The organism is Amphibacillus sp. Q70 (assembly GCF_052055485.1).
Classification (GTDB): domain Bacteria; phylum Bacillota; class Bacilli; order Bacillales; family Amphibacillaceae; genus Amphibacillus.
Map to the genome: position 1 here is coordinate 2897271 of NZ_CP197171.1, position 19852 is coordinate 2917122.

A 19852-nucleotide genomic window follows, 5' to 3' on the forward strand; every position below is an offset into this window, starting at 1 on the left:
GTTAATTAACAGTATTTGATGATTAGATAATAATCTTACCTAACTATTTTGAGAAAGGTTTGGACAATACCTAAGTGGACGCTTACGACATTTATATTGTCATTTCAAGTTATGTCAAAACAGTTATTTTGCTATGGTAGAGACAATGGGTTTAGTCATAACGTATTGTGGTATATTGCCATTAACGTAGATTTTTCTGGTGAATAATAAAGGGGTGAATAGTTGTATGACACTACAAATCAAACGAATTTATGATTCTGTTCAGGAAAGTGATGGGATACGTTTACTGGTGGATCGCCTGTGGCCACGAGGGGTTTCTAAGGAAAAAGCACAGCTTGATGGCTGGGTGAAAGAGCTTGCGCCCAGTCGTGAACTTCGAATCTGGTTTGGACATAAGGCGGAAAACTTTGAAAAATTCGCCATACGCTACCGAGAAGAGCTGGAGTCAGATGCTGATGCACAAGAAGCTGTTCAACAGGTCATTCTCCAAAGTAAGAAAAATAGGGTTACCTTGTTGTATGCGGCAAAAGACCCTCAAGTTAACCATGCTGTTGTCTTAAAAGAATATCTGGAATCTAAGTTTTGATCCCAGCACGAATGAAGCGCTAATACATGAAGGTTTTAAAGAGAAGAGGTATCCTTTACTCTGAAAACAACTAGAATATAAGTCTACTGCCGGAGAAAGACAGTTTGAAACTTGTGAAAATGGAAGCAGAAAAAATTTTATAAGTTCTATACTGTGGAGGAGTGTTTTAATACTGGGATTGGCCTTTATCAATCAGATAACTTTCAAATACAAGAAGTAGGTATTTTCTTATTGGGTTATTCTGCACATGCACATACTGAAGCATTATCTTTTTTGAAAGATACGGTTAGTAAACATGATAGTTGGAAGGTTCAGGAGATTCTAGCCATGGCTTTTGATAATCATTGCAAAATTATTGGTTACGAAACAGCTTTACCGTTGATCAAAGAATGGTTAGCTAGCGACTGTGCGAATGTTCGTAGAGCTGTTTCTGAAGGCTTAAGGATCTGGACAAGTCGTCCGTATTTTAAAGACCATCCTCAACTAGCAATTGAATTATTAGCGGCACACAAAGATGATGAAAGCAGCTATGTACGAAAATCGATCGGAAATGCGTTAAGAGATATTAGTAAAAAATTTAGTGGCTTAGTATCAGCTGAATTAAATAGATGGGATTTGTCTTCCAAAGAAGTAAAACAAGTACATAAACTAGCGATTAAATTTATAGAGGCGTCAAATTCATAGTTATATGTACTATCTAGATTTATAGTAAGAGTATAATTATAAATTTTCCGAACGAATAGGTTCACAATCTTAGAAGTGGAAAAATAGTGGAGTCGGGCTAAATGAAATCGGTATCTTTATAAAAAATGAACTTACTAAACGAACCTTTGTTTTGTATAACGGTAGTGCAAACGAACGTTTGTTTAAAATGACTGATCTCAGTCATAAAATCGACATTGATGTGGGAACAGGATAGTCCACGGAATTAGTTGGAGCCCATCAATATACGCGAATATATTGAGTTTCTTACATTCAAACCTGTATGAATAGAGTAAATATCTTACAAAAGGAAATAGAATGCAAACGACTTGCTGAAACATGTATAGTAAAGGAAAGGTGTATAGGGGGAATGAATATGAATTCTGAAATTATCATGTACCAAACAGAAGATGGTTTAACTAAAATAGAAACTACTTTTGACGGTGACACAGTTTGCTCTCTATTGACCAGATGGCAGAATTATTTCAACGTGATAGAAGTGTGATTGGTAAACATATAAGGAATATTTTTAAAGAGGGCGAACTTGAAAAAAATTCAGTGTAGGCAAAATTTGCCTACACTGCTTCTGATGGAAAAGATTATCAAGTAGACTATTATAATTTAGATGTAATCAATTCAGTTGGTTATCGTGTAAAATCTTTACGAGGCACTCAGTTTAGAATTTGGGCAAGCAATATTTTAAAAGAATATCTGAAAAAGGGATTTGCTATGAATGATGATCTTCTAAAAAATAATGGCGGGGGAATATATTTTGATGAATTATTAGAGCGTATTCGTGAAAGGTGATGATTACATGTTGACAAATAAAGATATATTACATATGTCGATGAAACAATCAGCGATTGATTTGAATTGTGGAGAAAGTGATTTTTTAAATAGTGAGAATAAGATTGTTGTTTCTCGCAATCATTCAGAGGCAAGAAAGTATTTGGATTTGCCTTTTGATTGTCATTTAGTATCATATGGTAATAATATTGTCGCATCTATAAATGAAGAATATAGAGAAGTATGGATGTTTACATAAGTAATTACGCTGTGGAGCATTGTTTCGACACTACCAATTTACATGTTTTAAATGATGCCTTGCAACAGTATGGGTTACGTGTTCTGTTTTATGGCAGAATACCTTTTGCCAGATATTACGGAACTAAAAGAAAAAGACTGTCTATATGATTTAAAGGTTTTAGAGCAAGAGAACTTCGGCGATTTATATCATGATAATTGGTCTAATGCATTATGTGAAAAGAGAAAACATTTAGATGTATTGGGTGTTGGTGCATATGATAAAGAAAAATTGATTGGTCTTGCAGCGTGCTCAGCTGACTGTGAGACGATGTGGCAAATTGGGATCGATGTGTTGAGCGACTATCGAAGAAAAGGGATTGCTTCAGCTTTGACCAGTCGATTGGCAATAGAAATCATTAAAAAAGGGAAAGTCCCTTTTTATTGTGCAGCATGGTCAAATATAAAATCAGTTAGAAATGCGATCAAAAGTGGATTTCGACCGGCATGGGTAGAAATGACGATTAAGCCCAAAAAATTAGTAGATGAAATCAATAAAGTCATTTAAACAAAAGGATTTTTCTCCCTATCTTTTTACCTAAGAAGTAGGCTTTCTCGTTCGAAAAATTCTTCAAATAGGAGATAAATATGATTTATAAAATTAGCCAGTCAAAAGATTTGGAAGCGATAACAGAATTAGCTCATATCAAAAATAATATAGAGGAACATCATATTCCATATTGCTGTCAAAATAGAGAAAGTATTCATAAAGATTTCGACGATATGTTAAAGGGTGAAAACCATCTTGTTGTCACAGCATGGGATAATGATAAGCTATGTGGAGTACTTGGTCTTTACTGTATTGATGAAATTAACAGAGCTGACTGTGTTGGACCATTTGTTGATGGTAACAATGTAAATAGTCAGGAGAATGAAAAAGCTATTTTTATAAACGTAGCGAAAGAAATGGTCGCCCTTGCTAGAAAGGAATACCCAACCTATCATTTTAGTTTTATCATAAGTAGTAAAAATAATCATTGCCTTGAACTTATGGAGGTTCTAGAGTCTAAAGCTGAAGAAACTGAATTAGAACTAGGCTTAAAACGAGAGAATTTTATAAATAAAGCTGGCAAAAGTTTAGCTTTTCCTTTTTCTTTAGCCTATGAAAAACAATTAAGAAGCCTTCATGAACAGATTGCCCCAGATGTATATTTGACGAGCAATCAATTAATCAAAACAATTGGCAGGGAAAGAGAAGTTTATTTATTGGTTGAAGAGAATCTACTGATCGCCTATGGTGTTCTACATTTTTCAACGAATACGAATAAACAAGTGTGTGTTGAAATGATTGGTGTAGATAAAAATCATCGAGGAAAGGGTTATGGAAGAATGATCCTAAATCATTTGCTTGGTAAAGCATTTGAAAGAAAAAGCACAGAAGAAGTTAATTTGATCGTTGATGCTATTAATACAATTGCATTGAATTTATACGAATCGCTTGGGTTTGAATCTATTCTAGAAAGGCGGAGTTTTACGTTAAGCACTGAGCGTTAGGATGGGTCATTACTGTTGTTTAATGTGTTGGTTGACTAGTTTTTCTTACCTAATTGGATTTAGAATAAAAAAGTTATCCAAGTAGAAAAGAGACTGAAGATTTATTATGATGACCAAAAGAACGGGAGGAAAATAATTTGAAACAACAATTAATTTCTGCTGCAGAAAAAGGAGATACGAAAACTATTCTAGAATTATTAGCAGATGGGGCAAATATCAATTTAGCAGATAACGATGGTGAAACAGCAGTAATGGCTGCAACACAAAGAAACCATGTTGATACTGTTAAACTACTTATTGAGCAGGGAGCGGATATTAATATTCGTAACAATAATCAAGATAATGTCCTTTTATATGCTGGAGCAGAGGGATTGCTTGAAATTGTTAAACTAGCTATAAGGGCTGGTGCTGACACAACTTTAACAAATCGATATGGTGGAATAGCACTTATTCCTGCTTCAGAACGTGGGCATGTCGAAGTTGTAAAGGAGCTTTTAACTCACTCTGACACGAATGCTAATCATATTAATCATTTACACTGGACCGCACTATTGGAAGCAGTCATTTTAGGAGATGGTGGGACAAATCATCAAGAAATTGTTCAATTGTTAGTTGATCATGGTGCTGATGTCAATATTCGTGATGAAAATGGCGTCACTCCTTTAGAGCATGCCAAAAAACGTGGATTTAAAACAATTGAACATATTTTAAAACAAGCAGGCGATTGAATATTATCAGAAGGAGTGATTGAATGGTGAAGTCAAATATTAAAGCCAGTTTTCCTTATGATATAAAACAAGTGTGGGAGGTGGTTAGTTCTTTTCAAGACTCTGCATGGCGAAGTGATTTAAGCCAAACAAAAGTTTTGGATGCTAAAAACTTTATTGAATATACAAAAGACGGATATGCGACTACATTCAACATTACTGTCATAGATCCCTATCACCGGCTAGAATTTGAAATTGAAAATGACAACATGACTGGATATTGGGTAGGGTTATTTTCTCAATCGAATGGAAAGACAGAAATAGACTTTACAGAGTATATCAATGCAAAAAAGTTCTATTTAAAACCATTTGTGAAAATATATTTAACTTGTCTAAGCAGAAGTCGCCCATCCTCTACAGGTGGGTGATGAATGCCGTTCAGTATGAGGGTTACCGTTGGTAACTCGAAAACCGACATGTAAGGGTTATTGCCTTTTTATTTTGTTCTATGTTATAATCAGTCTATATAAGAAATGAGTTGATATAACAATGGAATTAGATACTAATAATCATTCAGTATTTCTCCTATATTACCATCTTGTGCTGGTAACTAAATACCGTAGACAAGTGATTGATGATGAAATATCTGAATTTGCTAAAAATACTTTTGAACGTATTTCAGAAACATATCAAATTACATTAGTTGAGTGGAATCATGAGAAAGACCATGTTCACATCATGTTCAAGGCACAACCCAAAACAGAGCTGACAAAATTCATCAATGCTTATAAAAGTGCTAGTTCACGATTGATAAAACGTGATTATCCAAGAGTAAAACAATTTCTTTGGAAAGAAATGTTTTGGTCTAAAAGCTTTTGTCTTATGACAACTGGTGGCGCACCAATCGATGTCATCAAAAAGTATATTCAGAATCAGGGCAATAACCATAAATAGAGAGTAGGTGACCTTTATGGAACGATTAAAAGCATATAAATTTAGAATTTATCCAACAGAAGAACAAGAAATTTTCTTTGCTAAGTCTTTTGGTTGTGTCCGTAAGGTCTACAATCTAATGCTCAATGACCGAATGAAAAGTTATGAAGAAACCAAAAACGATTCTTCTAAAAAAATGAGATTTCCAACACCTGCTCAATACAAGAAAGACTTTCCGTTTTTGAAGGAAGTAGATAGCCTTGCTTTAGCGAATGCGCAACTCAATTTGGATAAGGCGTATAAAAATTTTTTTCGTGATAAATCCGTCGGATTTCCTCGCTTCAAAAGCAAGAAAAATCCTGTTCAAAGCTATACAACCAACAATCAAAATGGAACAGTAGCTTTGATTGATAATAAATTTATCAAAGTTCCTAAGTTGAAATCTCTAGTCAAAGCTAAGCTTCATAGACAACCTAAAGGTCTTATCAAATCTGCTACAATATCCCGTCATTCAAGCGGTAAATACTACATTTCCTTGTTGTGTAAAGAAGAAGTTGTCGAGTTGCCTAAAACCAACTCTGCTATTGGAATTGACTTAGGTATTACTGATTTTGCCATTCTTTCTGACGATCAAAAGATTGATAACAATAAATTCACATCAAAAATGGAAAAGAAACTAAAACGTGAACAACGTAAGTTGTCAAGACGTGCATTAGTAGCTAAAAAGAAAGGTACTAATTTATTTGAAGCTAAAAACTACCAAAAGCAGAAACGTAAAGTGGCTCGTTTGCACGAAAAAGTAATGAATCAACGTAACGACTTTCTAAATAAGTTGAGTACAGAAATTATCAAAAATCACGATATTATCTGTATTGAAGACCTAAATACAAAAGGCATGTTGCGTAACCATAAATTAGCTAAAAGTATTTCTGATGTATCGTGGTCTAACTTTGTGGCGAAACTACAATACAAAGCTGACTGGTATGGACGTGAAATTATCAAAATTGATAAATGGTTTCCGTCTAGTCAAATCTGTTCAGAATGCGGACACAAAGACGGCAAGAAACCGCTTGAAATTCGAGAATGGACTTGCCCAATTTGTCATACTATCCATGACCGAGACATCAATGCAAGTATCAATATTCTGACCGAAGGTCTGAGAATAAAAGAATTAGCTTAGATTAGATAAAAACAAAAACCGTAGGAACTATGGGGATAGCTTGGTAAACAAGAGAAACCGCTGCGAGTAAAGACATACGCTTGCAAGTAAGCTCTGTTCCCAAGAAGCTCCCACTTCAAGCGTTAAGAACCGTAAGGTTTAGCTAAGTGGTGAGTAGTTCACAGAAACAACAAAAGATGTATGTGAAAGATTTACAAATAGCTTTAGAGGAGCGTGATAAAAAGTGAATTGTGAAGAGATCATTGCAGAACTCCGATCCCATGCTTCTGAAAAGTACCAAGCAAATGTCGTTAGCATGGGAATTCCAAAAGCGTTTAGTATAGGTGTTCCAACGACAACTGTTCGGAAAATGGCTAAAAAAATAAATAAAAGTAATGCATTGGCTTGGCAATTATGGGAAACAAAATATCACGGAGCCAAACTATTAGCTGTCCTCTTATTTGACATTAACCAATTATCCGATGAAGATATTGAATTCCTCATGTCTGAAGTTATTTCATGGGATTTATGCGATCACATATGCAAAAATTTACTGATTAAACGAGCTGATTATAATAAGTTCATTAGGAAATGGATGGATTCATCAAAAATTTACTATAAGCGAGCTGCTTTTACTTTAATGGCTTCTGCAGTTATACATGATAAAGGCATTACTGATAATAGGATCGATGATTATTTGCAGTTAATTAATGAATATTCCGAAACTGAACATAATCACGTTAAAAAAGCTGTAGCATGGGCATTAAGAGAAATAGGAAAAATAGATTTTACTTATAACGAAAAAGCACTATTACTCGCTTATCATCTCAAAGAAAGTGGGAGTAAAGCACAAGTTTGGATTGCAAAAAATGTAATTAAGGAACTTGAAAAAATGGTTAAAGTTGACGAGCGACGACGCTTACTTTCAGCAGATTCTAAAATGGGGAAGCAAAGTGGAAGAGGATCATTTTTCAAGTAAGAAGAATAGATGACTACCTTTCCGTCTTAGTGTGGCATAGAGGAAAAATATATTAAATATTTACTTACTTTTGATAAAGACTTGTTTCATATCGCCGATGAAGCAGGCTTTTTTATTGGATAGCGATAAAATTTTGTTTGAGATAATGACACAAGCTGCTTTTGACTTGCAGCGAACAGATAAAAAAGTATTGGATATTGCGCTTAAATATGGCTATGCTTATCCGACATCATTTAACAGAGCTTTTCAAAATGTTCATGGGGAAGTATGTTACTGCTAAGGGAGAGATTCAACCACCAGTTACGCTCTAATAAGTTCAAGGTTTTTTAGGTAGGGTGTTTTTGAGTCATCACTGTAGATACACATTCTTGTGGTACCGATGTTCATGAGAGATGAAGAAAACCTTCACTCAACAACGTTACACTTTATGAGCTCATTTTCTGTAAATTCATCTTTTACCCGCTAGAGTCTAGTGTATAATTAAAGATAGGGAAGAAAAAAACATCAACGGATGAATGAGTTGATACATACAAAAACTATAGTTTTGTTGGAGCAAGAAAACTATAAAAAAGATGGACTTTAAAAATTAAATGATATCATTTTCATTATTTAAATGTAAAAAAGGGAGAATTAGAATGAAGCCAAACTTAGTAAATGATATTTTACGGCAATATGATATGCCTTATGCAAAAGCTGATTTAATTCGTCATAATGAAAATTTGACCTACTGCATTGATGATAAATATTTGCTTAGAATACACAAATCAAAGCCGGATTTTACTACAGTACACTACGATAATAATGTTGATTCAATAAAAAGACGTGAAAATGAGCTGAAATTTCTGATCCATCTAAAGGCTAATGGACTAAATCTCCAGTTGCCGATAAAAAATATAAAGGATCAATTCGTTACAGTACATAAAGATGGAACCGTAGCTACTCTACTTATGTGGCTTCCAGGTAGAATACTTAACAAAGAGGATTTGACTGATAAAACGGGTTATCATTTGGGAGAAATGTTGGGGAGAATGCATAAAGCAGCTGAGGGCTATTGTGCAAGTGACGTTATTCATTATGATCATCATCTATGCCAGAAGCTAAGTTATTTTCTTTCTATCTATTACGATAACGGTAAGTTGGATAAGGTACATTTCGAATCGATGACCCGTGCACTAGGGTTAATTGCCTATCGATTAAAACAATCAGATTCTATTTTTACTCATTCAGATTTATCATTATCTAATATTTTGCTGACTGATAAAGGATTGGTTCCAATTGATTTCTCTTTATTCGGCTCTAGCAGTCCGATGCTGGATTTTGGAAGTTTATTCAGCTTTGTAGATGAAGCGAGCTGCAGGGCAAATATTATAAAAGGTTATGAGGAAGTGACTGGTACGAGAGTAAATGAGAGTGAAATTTCTTATTATGTTTCTTTTCAAATTTTGTTAGGAATTGTCTTGCATTATGAATCATGGTTTGGTGAAGCCTGGTTTACTAAAAGGCTTCCGGAATGGTGTTGTGATTATTTTGATCAACTATCTGGAATGGGATAAGAAAGCAGTCAGGATTAAATGGTATTCTTTTTTCAGTTTAAGTTAGTAAATGGTTGATTATTTTTAGAGACAAATTGGAGGCAAAGATGAGATTAGAAAAAGATAATGTTGTCATTAGAAGGGCAACGATGGATGATGCAGTCCAATTAAATCAATGGTGGAATGATGGGCAGGTAATGGAGCATGCGGGCTTTCCCAATGGCTTAGGAGAATCTTTAGAAGATACGATAAATAATATCAGTCACCAGAGAGACCATTTCAGTCAGCTTTGTATCATAGAGGTCAATGGTAAATCGATCGGTGAACTAAGTTATCAAATGAGAAGTGATCGAGTGGCATCTGCCGGTTGGAAAATATGTGACTTTAATTATCAAAAACAGGGATATGGACCTCAGGTAATCATGATGTTATTTGAATTTCTCTTTACAGATGAAGCGATTCATTCTAAATTCCCAATAGATAGAATTGTCTGGGATACCATGCTCGAAAACAAAAGAGCCCAATATGTGTATGAGCATAAGATTAAGGCAAGAAAGGTTGGCATTCAAGAAAATACATGGCAAGATCCATTAGGTAACTGGCGAAGTACTGTAAACTATGAAATAAAGAAAGAGGACTTTTTAAACATTAAATAATCATGATGGTGTGTCGGATATGCGAAGAGTGTTCAAGTAAGCGAAAAAGAACAACGCATATTTTTGAGGTCTAAAGATGTTCAGTTATTCAAATTTAGGAAAAAATATTGATTGACGTATTTTCGGAATTTTCTTAATATTAAATTAAAAGTATTAAGGAGCGAAGAAATGAATAAAAACTATTTGAAATCCCTTGATCGAATAGCGAATCAACTCGAGCTATCCTTTGACAAACAAACGGCGATTATTTTTGGTGTTTTCAACGGATATATGGTTTGCTTGATACCCTTCAACGAAACATACACATTTACATTGAAATTGTCAATTAGTCGGAAGAATGAGATGCCTGATTCTGAATTAGTCAAACAGGTTGTTTCTGAATCAAAGATTATTGCAAATTGTAAAGTTCAAGGTTACCAAGTGACCTATACATTAAAAGCAGGAAATATGTTTGGCAAGAAAAGTGGTGTGAAGCTACAAGAAGGATTAGAAAAGATTACTAATTTTTTAAAAACAGAGGATTTTCAAAATTGTTGTCAAGATTGTGGAACAGAAGAAGCATTAGATATTTATAATGTGAGTGGAATTCCATTGATTTGTTGTGAGAGCTGCTTCAAGGATCATTGCGATAAACTTTCTGCAAGTGAATATGCTCAAAAGCAGAAGCAAGAAAACTTAATTGGTGGATTAGTAGGGGCATTACTAGGATCTCTAATTGGGGTAATTGCAATCGTTATTTTTGGACAATTAGGTTATGTTTCTGCTGTATCTGGTATTATTATGGGTGTTTGTTCTTTAAAAGGCTATGAACTTCTTGGTGGTAAGCTGTCTAATAAAGGCATTATCGGAAGCGGTATTGTGATGATCATCATGGTTTATTTTGGTACACGGCTTGATTGGTCTATTAGTGTAGCAAACTATTTTATTGATATAGACATTCTAACTGCTTTTCGTGTTTTACCAACATTAATGACAGAGGGATATATAGAAGCACGTGATTATTATGTGGACCTTGCGTTAGTGTACTTATTTACTGCTCTTGGTGCCATTCCTACAGTCATCAGCCTTTTACGTAATAGAAAAGTTAAAAATGCTAGTTATAAAATGAGCGAGGCTAGTTGATTATATTTCTAGCATAAAAATGAGTTCAGAAATGTTCATGATGTTTTAAAAGATTTTACAGCGACGTTTTCTATCTTTTTATTAAAAGATGAAAGTGGAATTTTGCAATTGTAGCTCCTAAAGAGATAAAAAATCAGCTTAAGGTTAAAACTAATTGAAGTGGGAACTCAAACTAAAAAGGAGTGATCTAATATTCTATCTTTACTTTGTTCACTCCTTGATATGTTAAATTGATAAAAATACATACTATTTATCAATCTTTCGCTGTATGGTGCCATCCTGTTTATGGATGATGACAGAGGTTTGCTTATTTTCAGCAATTTCCTCAGCACGCTGTACGGCTTTTTCTTTTGTTGAGAAAACATCTGAAGGCTGTTTTGCATGCTGCGCTTTAACTGCCCAACCGTTTTCATGAGGTATAACATGCTCGCCTTTCTCCATTAATTCAGGGTTTCCAGTTGATCGATTATCATCTGATTGTTTTAAATCTTGGTCACTCATGTAAATCACTTGATTGATTTCCTGTTCTGAAGCATTAGCATACCATTTTTTAGCTTGCTCGGTAGCAATCGGGATGGCTTGCCCTTCTTTATAGCCATCTTCAACCATGGTATTAGCCATGTCGATCGCTTTTTTTCGGATTGCTGTGTCCAAATTCTTCAATGAACTAGGATAGTCATTTGTATCCCAAGGCATTTGACATACACCACCTTTCTGCTTTTACCCTTAATTTTATATAACCGAATTTATTGAATTATAATCATCCAGTTTTTTCATATCTATTAAAAAACTATCATTTTGCTAATCTTTTGTTAGAAAAATCTTATTTATTTAAATAATAAGTTTAACGAAAAGTGAGTGGTTTTAATATGAATGCCTCATTTGATGTTAGTGAAGCTTGGGACTGATTCTTGTGATATAATCTAAATTTAAGAGTAGCTATATTTTTGGAGGCATTTTTGTGAGAAAAATTTTAATAGCAATCGTTATATTACTAATGGCAGGATGTACAGAAGATGATCCAGTTTTTTCTGTTAGAATGTCAGCGCAAAGGAATGAACAAGGAAATAGGGTTATAGAATATGAGAATGAGATTGTCAAAGGGCATACGCAGGATTATGATGCGTTAAGTGAAATGATTATTGAAACATTTGACGATGTTGCCCCAACGAGTTGGGGAGAAAACATAGATGGTGTGCTAACAGAAATCGATACGGATGAAAAAATTGTTGCGTTAACTTTTGATGCTTGTGATGGTATGTCTGGTTCTTATGATGAGGAATTAATCAATGTTTTAATTGAAGAAGAAGTTCCAGCTACTTTGTTTATAGCGGGTCAGTGGATTGAGGCAAATGAAGAGACTTTTATTGAGCTAGCGAATAATCCTCTTTTTGAAATAGCCAATCATGGTTTTCTACATAAACCCTTATCAGTAACTGGAGAAGCAGCTTACGGTATTGAAGGAACGAAAAATGTAGCAGAAGCTTTTGCTGAAATATATGAAAATCAGCTATTAATCAAAGAATTAACAGGAGAATACCCAAAATATTTCAGGTCTGGAACAGCTCACTATGATGATGTTGCTGTCGAGATAATCGACGAATTAGGCTTAAAAGTGGTAAATTATAATGCATTAGGGGATGCTGGTGGAACATTTAATAAAGAGCAGATTTTAAATGCTCTAGCAACAGCTCAAGAAGGATCGATCTTTCTCTTTCATATGAATCAACCAGCTAGTGATATAGCTAGTGGAGTTAAAGAGGGGATTCGCATGTTAAAGGAAAAGGGATATCAGTTTGTTCAACTGCAAGAATATGAGCAGTTTTTAAAATAAATGCTCCTGAAGAATTAACCTAAAATATAGGGTGGATCATTTGAAGAAAACAACATTTATTAAATCCAATAGCATTGTAAGTATTTGTGCAATTATAGTCAATCGAATAATTATGATTTTATTTAAGTCAGGCAACTTCATGACTTACGCTAAAACATCATTTGGATTACTCAACGAATCTCTCCAACTGATACGATAAGCATTTAGTTTGTATATAGGATAGTATTTAAGCAGGACTGAATGATTCAATCGTAGTCTTGTTTAAATCCATTTATTTACCGGTATTAGTGTTATTTTAAATGTTCTTTCTAACTTATTGATTTCATAATGAAGTCGATCAGGATGAAATTCTGTATAATGAAGATAGATAAAAATATAAAAGGGAGTATTGCTTATTGAGGAGGAAACGAAAAGACGAGATATATCGCTGTAGCAACATTATTATTACTTGTCATACTTGTTTTATGGAGAGCTTCCCAATTAAAGAAAACGGGAATAGAAGCCATTAAGTTTGGTAAACATGAACATATAAAATGCAAAAATAGGCTACGTTAAGCTGTTTATTACAGATAATGAATGTGACAAGCTTTTTAATATCACTTTAAAATTATGAAAAAAAATAAATGACAAAGGAGCTAAAACGATGGACGATTACAAAAAATACGAATTGGAATGTGAAAAAATACGAAAGCAAAACAATCAATTATTGGATGAATTTAGTCACTGGCTAAAAGAAAAAAAGCTCAGTGAAAAAACGATCAGGAAACATACTGATAATGTTGACTTTTATATTAATCAATTTCTTTTATATTACGATCCAATTGAGGCAAAAGATGGATCTTTAAATGTTGGAGAGTTTTTAGGCTATTGGTTTATTAAAAAAGCCATGTGGTCCAGTGTTAGTCAAATTAAGGAGAATGCAGCGAGCTTAAAAAAGTTTTATACATTTATGAACGAAAAGGGACACGTTGATCAGGAAACTTTAGCTGAATTAAAGACAGAGATCAAAGATGAAATGCCAGAATGGCTTGAAACAATGAAACGCTACGATGATCCATCAATAGAAGATATGGATGAAGTGTAGGGTCTTTAGTAGGATGATTAATAATCACATCGTAGTCATGAAAAAATTTTATCAAAGTCAGTGAGGGAATTTCAATGATTAGTGATATTAAAGCAATAAAAAGGTGGAGTAGAATTCCTAAACATATGCAGAAAAAACTATTAGACAATGTTTTTTGTTCAACGTGTGGGGTAACTACTATTGTTGATTATTCAATCCATGATAATGAAATGGGGATTTTACTTAAAGGAACATGTAAAAATTGTAATCAGAAAGTAGCCCGGCTCATTGAAGATTGAGAAACAACGGAGCAATCAATAGCTAAAGTTGTTATTCTCAAAAGTATGCACATGAAAGGGTTGAAGATGTTGGATACTTAGGGAGTATACGACATTGGCTTAATGAAAACCATGTTCCTTATGAGAAGCTGATAGAATGATTGCATTCAGGAGTACCACACTAAACAATCATCCGAAGGTTAGATAATATCATAAACGAACGATGGTGGAATTTTAAAAATAAAGAATTATTTAGTGAAAAAGGAGTACTTTAAATGAGTAAAAATACCAAACAAGTGATTGAAATAGCCAAACGTCATGATCTCTGTCTTAAGGAAGACACTATCCAATTTAATGAATCTGGACTTGATTTTCAAGTCGCATATGGAATAGATGAAAGTGAAGTGGAATGGATACTTAGAATACCTAGGCGTGAGGATGTGATGCCTAGAACAAAAATGGAAAAACAAGCACTAGATTTGGTCAAAGAGCAGACTAAATCTTTTCAAGTCCCAAACTGGGTCATTTATACAGATGAACTAATCGCTTATCAAAAATTAGATGGTGTACCAGCTGGAACAATCGATCATGATATCGGGAACTATGTTTGGGAGATCGATATTAACCATGTTCCAGAAGCATTCCATAATTCGCTTGGTAAAGTGCTAGCAGAGCTTCATAGCGTACCTAGCGAAAAGGCGGAGGAGCTTGGTATCGTTGTACAAACTCCTGAAGAAGTGAGGAACTCAATGGAGCAGCGTATGAATGATGTCAGGGCGAAATTTGGTGTGGATGAGAAGCTATGGAATAGATGGCAGGCGTGGGTCAATGATGATGACATGTGGCCAAAAGAAACTAGGTTAATCCATGGAGATATTCATGCTGGGCATACAATGATTGATCCAGAGGCTAATGTAACTGGATTAATTGACTGGACTGAAGCTAAGGTTGCTGATATTTCCAATGATTTTGTTTTTAATTACAAGGCTTTTGGAGAAGAAGGCTTAGAGGCTTTAATTACGGCTTATCAACAAGCAGGTGGATACAGCTGGCCGAAGATGAAGGACCATATTATTGAACTTGACGCTGCTTATGCAGTTGCCATTGCTGAATTTGCCCTAATATCTGGTGTGCATGAATATGAACAAATGGCAAAGAAAGCCTTAGGCGTAAATTAAGCCAGCAAGGGTACCTAATCGAAAAATCAACTCAAAAAATAAAAAAGATTATTTCATCTGACAAGGAGAATGACATTGAAATTTATTTCATGGAATATCGATTCATTAAATGCAGCATTAACAAGCGACTCAGCAAGAGCAGAATTATCCCGAGGTGTTTTGAATACGATTATTGACCTTGATCCTGCTGTTCTTGCGATCCAAGAAACCAAATTATCACCTAATGGTCCGACTAAAAAACATTTAGATATTTTGAATGAAAAATTTCCCGACTACAAACGAGTATGGAATAGCTCAACTGAACCTGCACGAAAAAGTTATGCGGGAACGATGTTTTTATACAAGAATCATTTAAACCCAATGGTTTCTTATCCGGAAATTGATGCACCGAATACAATGGATGCAGAAGGTCGAATAATCACGCTTGAATTTGATCATTTTTATTTAACGCAAGTCTATACACCCAATTCAGGGACAAATTTAGTTCGCCTAAAAGAACGTCAAATATGGGATGAAAAATACGCAGACTATTTAACCGCTTTAGATGAGAAAAAAGTCGTTATTGCTACTGGTGATTTTAATGTTGCTCATAAAGAAATTGACTTAGCACATCCGCGCAGAAATCGGCTTTCAGCAGGATTTACTGATGAAGAACGTCAAGGCTTTACCAACCTTTTAGCAGCAGGTTTTACCGATACCTTCCGATACTTGCATGGGGATGTTCCCGAGGTATATTCTTGGTGGAATCAGCGGGCAAAAACTAGCAAAATAAATAACTCGGGTTGGAGAATTGATTACTGGCTAGTCAGTGATCGAGCAGCTGATAAAGTGCTTGTATCTGAAATGGTTGACTCGGGAATGCGACAAGATCATACACCATTATTATTCGAAATGGCTTTAGACTGATCTCGATTTGTTTGCATTGTTGTGCATAACCTTTTTGATTCATGGCAAGTTTCTCTGAAAAGAACTAGTACGATACTCATTCATAAGGAGGCTGTTGCAAAATGTATGATGTACATCTTGTGACAGTCTCTATTTGTGTCATCTAATCGATAGTATGGTAACCCTTAGCATGAATAACGAAATTAGCTCGTCATCTTAACTCCCTCTAGAAAAATGGAGTAGAGCACATCTATTCGGCATTTTGATAGATAACTCAAGCCAAAATGTTGGATAGAGTCCTTCTATCAGGCACTTCAAACGAAATATCCAATTAAAATGTCGGATATAGCCCTTCTATCGTGCATTTCAATCAAAGTCCCAAGACAAAATGTCGGATAAAGTTCCGCTATCGTGCATTTCGATCAAAATCTTAAGTTGTAATGTTGGATATAATACCTCTATCATGCATTTCAAATCAATGTGGCAATATAGAGTTATTTAAGCAAGAAACGGTAATAAAGCTCTATCTTTCTTCCGGTACCAACAAAAAAGAATCAATCATTTCGCTTTTAAAGATTGAATGAAGGCAATGGGCATGATTTATAAAATAGAATTATAGATTTGGATCAAATACTTGACTTGTTTAATCGAATGATAGGGATTCAAAGATGAATGGTCTAGCAATATAAGAAACAGAACCATCAGCCTAATAAGATTTCCACAAAATAAACTGAAACTATGATATAATACTTGGAAATTATGCAGGAGAAGAGGAAGAGCCATGAAGAAACCGAACAAACTTAAAGTTGGAGATACCATTGCAGCCATTTCATTGTCAAGTGGAATGGCGGGAGAAGCAGATATCTTATGGCGTTATCAACAAGGTAAACAGCAATTAAGTGAGATGGGCTTTAACATCGTAGAGCTTGAATACACCTTAGCAGGTTTAGATGCTGTTTATCATCATCCGAAAGGCAGGGCGCATGACCTGCATACGGCTCTTTTAGATCCGAATATTAATGCCATTATTGCGACGATTGGGGGGATTGAAAGTTATCGACTATTCGAGTACTTGGATTTGAATATTTTACGAGAAAATCCAAAAGCGTTTATTGGTTATTCTGATTCAACATCTATTCATCAAATGTTTCAACTTGCTGGCGTGGTTTCTTTTTATGGACCTTGTTTATTGGTTGATTTTGCTGAAAATGGTGGTGCTTATCCTTTTACGAAAGAATCATTCAAAAAAGTCCTTATGGAGGATAGTGCCAATTATTGTTTTCCATGGCGTGATAAGTGGACCAGCCACTTTTTACCGTGGCATATTGACAATAAAGATACATTAAGGGATTTATGCATTGACGAAGGACCCCTTGTATTACAAGGTGAAGGTGTTGTTGAGGGACGACTGATTGGTGGGTGTCTAGACGTATTAGCAATGCTAAGAGGGACTGATTTATATCCAACAAAAGAAGCATTCAAGGATGGTCTTCTACTATTAGAAACCTCGGAAATGTATCCTGATCCAGCTTTATTTGAAATCGAGTTAAGAACAATGGGAGTAATGGGGGTTTTACAAGAGCTGAATGGGATTTTGATTGGTAAACCTCAAGATAATAAATACTTTAAAGAGTATCAGACGTCAATTGTAAAGGTGCTAAAAGAGTTTCAGTTGGAAAAGCTCCCTGTGCTATATAATGGTAACTTTGGTCATACTGAACCCAAATGGACACTACCGTTAGGCGTTAAAGCACAGCTAGATTTAGATCATAAGACATTCATGCTCCTTGAAAAAGCGACAACTTGATTATGATAGGTTTTAATAAGTTTGATTGTCATAAAATAAGATTTATCAATTTTCGTTTTAACAACTCAATAGAAACAGAATAGTTGGAACAAAGCGACCGCAGCTATAATCTTAAAGAGAAGCATAGTTGCGGGGTTATTTATCGGATTTCCGACAGAAGGCTAGAAGGCTCCCATTTCAAATTTCATTAGAAATTAAAGGGGAGAAGTTCAATATATCATCGATAAAGATATGTTTTTTCGCTAATAGTACAAAGAAAACTAAGGCTCCACCATAAGAACTTGGCGGAAACCTAAGTTTTCCAATGCAAAGCGTCAAACTGTTTAAGTATGAACGGAAGACTCGGATGATTTAATACTTGTTTTGTTTTGTAAAAATCACTTTTTATCCTTACGATTAGCATAGATAGAAGGTTTATTATTTAAAAAGGTGCCTTCATAATCTCTCGCTACTTTTACAACAAGTGATGTTAAGCCGATCAAAGCAATCAAGTTGGGAATGACCATTAATCCGTTAAAAACATCGGCAAGTTCCCAAACCATTTCTGTTTGCATTATTGTACCCATCACAATAAAAATTAAGACAAGGATACGATAGGAGTTAATTCCTTTCTTGCCCACTAGAAACTTAATATTCGCTTCACCAAAGTAATACCAGCTAATGATTGTTGAAATAGCGAAAAAGAATAAACAAATCGCAATAAAGGTAGTACCAAAGTTACCAAAACCAATCGTAAATCCTTCTTGTGCTAGCTGTGCTCCATATAAGCCACTAGAGAAAGCCCCCGTTGTTAAAATGACAAGAGCAGTCAATGTACAGACAACTCCGGTATCAATGACAACGCCCATCATTGCAACAAGCCCTTGTTCTGCAGGATGTTTAACTTTTGCGACTGCGTGGGCATGAGGAGTTGATCCCATCCCAGCCTCATTTGAAAATAGTCCTCTTGCAATCCCATAACGCATGGCTTCTTTGACAGATACACCAATCACACCCCCGGTTGCGGCGGTTGGATTAAATGCACTTTGAAAGATCATTTTAAAAGCAGGTAAAATCATTTCGTAATGCATAAAGACAATGATTAATGATCCGATTATATAAAAAGCTGCCATGATTGGGACGATTCTTTCCGTAAAAGATGCAATTCTTGATACACCACCGATAATAATGAGTCCAACAATAATTGCAGTGATTAACCCTGTAATCAGGTTAGGAAGTCCAAACGCCGTGTAAGCAGCCTCAGCAATTGAACTGGATTGGACCATATTGCCCATAAATCCTAATGCAATAATAATTAAAAGAGCGAAAATAACAGCTAAAACATTGCTGCCTAAGCCCTTTTTAATATAATAAGCAGGGCCGCCCGTTTTTTCTCCATCTTTTCGTTCGGTATGCAGTTGCGCTAGGACAGCTTCTGCAAATATGGTTCCCATACCGAAGAATCCACTCACCCACATCCAAAAGACAGCACCGGGTCCACCAGAGGCGACAGCTGTTGCTACACCGGCTAAGTTACCCGTCCCCACTTGGGCAGCGATTGCTGTTGCCAAGGCTTGAAAAGAACTCATCCCATCTGCATCGGCGCTACTTTTCTTCTTAAATAGTCCTCCAAAGGTTTGTTTAAAAGATAAATTAAATTTGCGAACTTGAATTCCTTTTAAACGAAGCGTAAAAAGAATTCCAGTGCCGACTAATAAGACTAGCATGGGCGGTCCCCATAATACGTTATTAATGTTATCGATAAGTGCTGATATGTTCATCGTGTTCCCCCGTTTTTTGATTTGTATGAGTATACTGAATATTTAGTTATATCTGTTTGCACTTTGCGGACATATGTCTATAAAATAAATTACT

22 protein-coding genes and 2 pseudogenes are annotated in these 19852 nt (G+C 35.1%); 22 read left to right on the forward strand and 2 right to left on the reverse strand.

The annotated features are described in order from the left end of the window. The first annotated feature begins 226 nt into the window (after positions 1-226). The 16 genes and pseudogenes from ACS127_RS12870 to ACS127_RS12945 all read left to right on the forward strand — a co-directional run bounded on the left by ACS127_RS12870 (position 227) and on the right by ACS127_RS12945 (position 10953). On the forward strand, positions 227-586 hold the full coding sequence (locus tag ACS127_RS12870) for a DUF488 domain-containing protein (protein ID WP_440895443.1): 360 nt from the start codon (positions 227-229) through the stop codon (positions 584-586). A gap of 144 nt (positions 587-730) precedes the next feature. Continuing rightward, positions 731-1270, forward strand: a pseudogene (locus tag ACS127_RS12875) (DNA alkylation repair protein); the annotation flags it as partial. A gap of 394 nt (positions 1271-1664) precedes the next feature. Then, the gene (locus ACS127_RS12880) at positions 1665-1793 is read left to right on the forward strand and encodes a hypothetical protein (RefSeq protein ID WP_440895444.1); all 129 of its coding nucleotides are present in this window, start codon (positions 1665-1667) and stop codon (positions 1791-1793) included. A 122-nt stretch (positions 1794-1915) separates the two neighbouring features. Next, positions 1916-2095: pseudogene (rhuM, locus tag ACS127_RS12885) on the forward strand (RhuM family protein); the annotation flags it as partial. After that, on the forward strand, positions 2085-2333 hold the full coding sequence (locus tag ACS127_RS12890; protein WP_440895445.1) for a hypothetical protein: 249 nt from the start codon (positions 2085-2087) through the stop codon (positions 2331-2333). The pseudogene rhuM and the gene ACS127_RS12890, both read left to right, overlap by 11 nt. 90 nt (positions 2334-2423) lie before the next feature. After that, positions 2424-2879, forward strand: a complete 456-nt coding sequence (locus ACS127_RS12895) for a GNAT family N-acetyltransferase (protein ID WP_440895446.1) — start codon at positions 2424-2426, stop codon at positions 2877-2879. A gap of 80 nt (positions 2880-2959) precedes the next feature. Continuing rightward, positions 2960-3865: a GNAT family N-acetyltransferase gene (locus ACS127_RS12900; protein WP_440895447.1), complete on the forward strand. Its 906-nt coding sequence runs from the start codon at positions 2960-2962 to the stop codon at positions 3863-3865. A 137-nt stretch (positions 3866-4002) separates the two neighbouring features. Further along, complete coding sequence (locus ACS127_RS12905; protein ID WP_440895448.1) at positions 4003-4593, forward strand: ankyrin repeat domain-containing protein; 591 nt, start codon at positions 4003-4005, stop codon at positions 4591-4593. Between the two features lie 23 nt (positions 4594-4616). Beyond that, positions 4617-5000, forward strand: coding sequence for a hypothetical protein (locus ACS127_RS12910; RefSeq protein ID WP_440895449.1), 384 nt, complete (start codon positions 4617-4619; stop codon positions 4998-5000). A gap of 121 nt (positions 5001-5121) precedes the next feature. Then, positions 5122-5526: an IS200/IS605 family transposase gene (gene tnpA, locus ACS127_RS12915; RefSeq protein WP_440895450.1), complete on the forward strand. Its 405-nt coding sequence runs from the start codon at positions 5122-5124 to the stop codon at positions 5524-5526. 16 nt (positions 5527-5542) lie between these two features. Then, the gene (tnpB, locus tag ACS127_RS12920) at positions 5543-6685 is read left to right on the forward strand and encodes an IS200/IS605 family element RNA-guided endonuclease TnpB (RefSeq protein WP_440895451.1); all 1143 of its coding nucleotides are present in this window, start codon (positions 5543-5545) and stop codon (positions 6683-6685) included. A gap of 223 nt (positions 6686-6908) precedes the next feature. Next, positions 6909-7643 (forward strand): DNA alkylation repair protein, encoded by a 735-nt coding sequence (locus ACS127_RS12925; protein ID WP_440895452.1) that lies wholly within the window; start codon positions 6909-6911, stop codon positions 7641-7643. A gap of 97 nt (positions 7644-7740) precedes the next feature. Further along, the gene (locus tag ACS127_RS12930; protein ID WP_440895453.1) at positions 7741-7923 is read left to right on the forward strand and encodes a hypothetical protein; all 183 of its coding nucleotides are present in this window, start codon (positions 7741-7743) and stop codon (positions 7921-7923) included. A 355-nt stretch (positions 7924-8278) separates the two neighbouring features. Further along, the gene (locus ACS127_RS12935; protein WP_440895454.1) at positions 8279-9196 is read left to right on the forward strand and encodes a phosphotransferase enzyme family protein; all 918 of its coding nucleotides are present in this window, start codon (positions 8279-8281) and stop codon (positions 9194-9196) included. Between the two features lie 86 nt (positions 9197-9282). Further along, positions 9283-9831 carry a GNAT family N-acetyltransferase gene (locus ACS127_RS12940; protein ID WP_440895455.1) on the forward strand — a complete coding sequence of 183 codons (549 nt, stop codon included), beginning with the start codon at positions 9283-9285 and terminating at the stop codon, positions 9829-9831. Between the two features lie 168 nt (positions 9832-9999). Further along, complete coding sequence (locus ACS127_RS12945) at positions 10000-10953, forward strand: hypothetical protein (RefSeq protein WP_440895456.1); 954 nt, start codon at positions 10000-10002, stop codon at positions 10951-10953. A 246-nt stretch (positions 10954-11199) separates the two neighbouring features. Here ACS127_RS12945 and ACS127_RS12950 read toward each other — a convergent pair whose 3' ends face one another. Further along, complete coding sequence (locus ACS127_RS12950) at positions 11200-11649, reverse strand: DUF2188 domain-containing protein (RefSeq protein ID WP_440895457.1); 450 nt, start codon at positions 11647-11649, stop codon at positions 11200-11202. Positions 11650-11914: 265 nt separating this feature from the next. Between ACS127_RS12950 and ACS127_RS12955 the strand changes: the two genes are divergently transcribed. The 6 genes from ACS127_RS12955 (at position 11915) to ACS127_RS12980 (ending at position 17998) form a co-directional block, all read left to right on the forward strand. Next, positions 11915-12787 carry a polysaccharide deacetylase family protein gene (locus ACS127_RS12955; protein ID WP_440895458.1) on the forward strand — a complete coding sequence of 291 codons (873 nt, stop codon included), beginning with the start codon at positions 11915-11917 and terminating at the stop codon, positions 12785-12787. Between the two features lie 643 nt (positions 12788-13430). Then, positions 13431-13871 carry a hypothetical protein gene (locus ACS127_RS12960; protein WP_440895459.1) on the forward strand — a complete coding sequence of 147 codons (441 nt, stop codon included), beginning with the start codon at positions 13431-13433 and terminating at the stop codon, positions 13869-13871. Between the two features lie 74 nt (positions 13872-13945). Further along, a complete protein-coding gene (locus ACS127_RS12965; protein ID WP_440895460.1) occupies positions 13946-14149 on the forward strand; it encodes a hypothetical protein in 204 nt (67 codons plus the stop codon). A gap of 254 nt (positions 14150-14403) precedes the next feature. After that, a complete protein-coding gene (locus tag ACS127_RS12970) occupies positions 14404-15306 on the forward strand; it encodes a macrolide 2'-phosphotransferase (protein WP_440895461.1) in 903 nt (300 codons plus the stop codon). 75 nt (positions 15307-15381) lie between these two features. Then, positions 15382-16212 carry an exodeoxyribonuclease III gene (locus ACS127_RS12975; RefSeq protein WP_440895462.1) on the forward strand — a complete coding sequence of 277 codons (831 nt, stop codon included), beginning with the start codon at positions 15382-15384 and terminating at the stop codon, positions 16210-16212. 760 nt (positions 16213-16972) lie between these two features. Beyond that, positions 16973-17998, forward strand: coding sequence for a S66 family peptidase (locus ACS127_RS12980; protein ID WP_440895463.1), 1026 nt, complete (start codon positions 16973-16975; stop codon positions 17996-17998). Between the two features lie 377 nt (positions 17999-18375). Here ACS127_RS12980 and ACS127_RS12985 read toward each other — a convergent pair whose 3' ends face one another. After that, positions 18376-19758 (reverse strand): alanine/glycine:cation symporter family protein, encoded by a 1383-nt coding sequence (locus tag ACS127_RS12985; RefSeq protein WP_440895464.1) that lies wholly within the window; start codon positions 19756-19758, stop codon positions 18376-18378. Between the last annotated feature and the right edge of the window lie 94 nt (positions 19759-19852).

Coding starts and splice junctions, on each gene's coding strand:
- ACS127_RS12870 (WP_440895443.1), top strand. CDS start 227: ATGACACTACAAATCAAACGAATTTATGATTCTGTTCAGGAAAGTGAT.
- ACS127_RS12880 (WP_440895444.1), top strand. CDS start 1,665: ATGAATTCTGAAATTATCATGTACCAAACAGAAGATGGTTTAACTAAA.
- ACS127_RS12895 (WP_440895446.1), top strand. CDS start 2,424: ATGGCAGAATACCTTTTGCCAGATATTACGGAACTAAAAGAAAAAGAC.
- ACS127_RS12900 (WP_440895447.1), top strand. CDS start 2,960: ATGATTTATAAAATTAGCCAGTCAAAAGATTTGGAAGCGATAACAGAA.
- ACS127_RS12910 (WP_440895449.1), top strand. CDS start 4,617: ATGGTGAAGTCAAATATTAAAGCCAGTTTTCCTTATGATATAAAACAA.
- tnpA (WP_440895450.1), top strand. CDS start 5,122: ATGGAATTAGATACTAATAATCATTCAGTATTTCTCCTATATTACCAT.
- tnpB (WP_440895451.1), top strand. CDS start 5,543: ATGGAACGATTAAAAGCATATAAATTTAGAATTTATCCAACAGAAGAA.
- ACS127_RS12930 (WP_440895453.1), top strand. CDS start 7,741: ATGAAGCAGGCTTTTTTATTGGATAGCGATAAAATTTTGTTTGAGATA.
- ACS127_RS12935 (WP_440895454.1), top strand. CDS start 8,279: ATGAAGCCAAACTTAGTAAATGATATTTTACGGCAATATGATATGCCT.
- ACS127_RS12940 (WP_440895455.1), top strand. CDS start 9,283: ATGAGATTAGAAAAAGATAATGTTGTCATTAGAAGGGCAACGATGGAT.
- ACS127_RS12945 (WP_440895456.1), top strand. CDS start 10,000: ATGAATAAAAACTATTTGAAATCCCTTGATCGAATAGCGAATCAACTC.
- ACS127_RS12950 (WP_440895457.1), bottom strand. CDS start 11,649: ATGCCTTGGGATACAAATGACTATCCTAGTTCATTGAAGAATTTGGAC.
- ACS127_RS12960 (WP_440895459.1), top strand. CDS start 13,431: ATGGACGATTACAAAAAATACGAATTGGAATGTGAAAAAATACGAAAG.
- ACS127_RS12965 (WP_440895460.1), top strand. CDS start 13,946: ATGATTAGTGATATTAAAGCAATAAAAAGGTGGAGTAGAATTCCTAAA.
- ACS127_RS12970 (WP_440895461.1), top strand. CDS start 14,404: ATGAGTAAAAATACCAAACAAGTGATTGAAATAGCCAAACGTCATGAT.
- ACS127_RS12980 (WP_440895463.1), top strand. CDS start 16,973: ATGAAGAAACCGAACAAACTTAAAGTTGGAGATACCATTGCAGCCATT.
- ACS127_RS12985 (WP_440895464.1), bottom strand. CDS start 19,758: ATGAACATATCAGCACTTATCGATAACATTAATAACGTATTATGGGGA.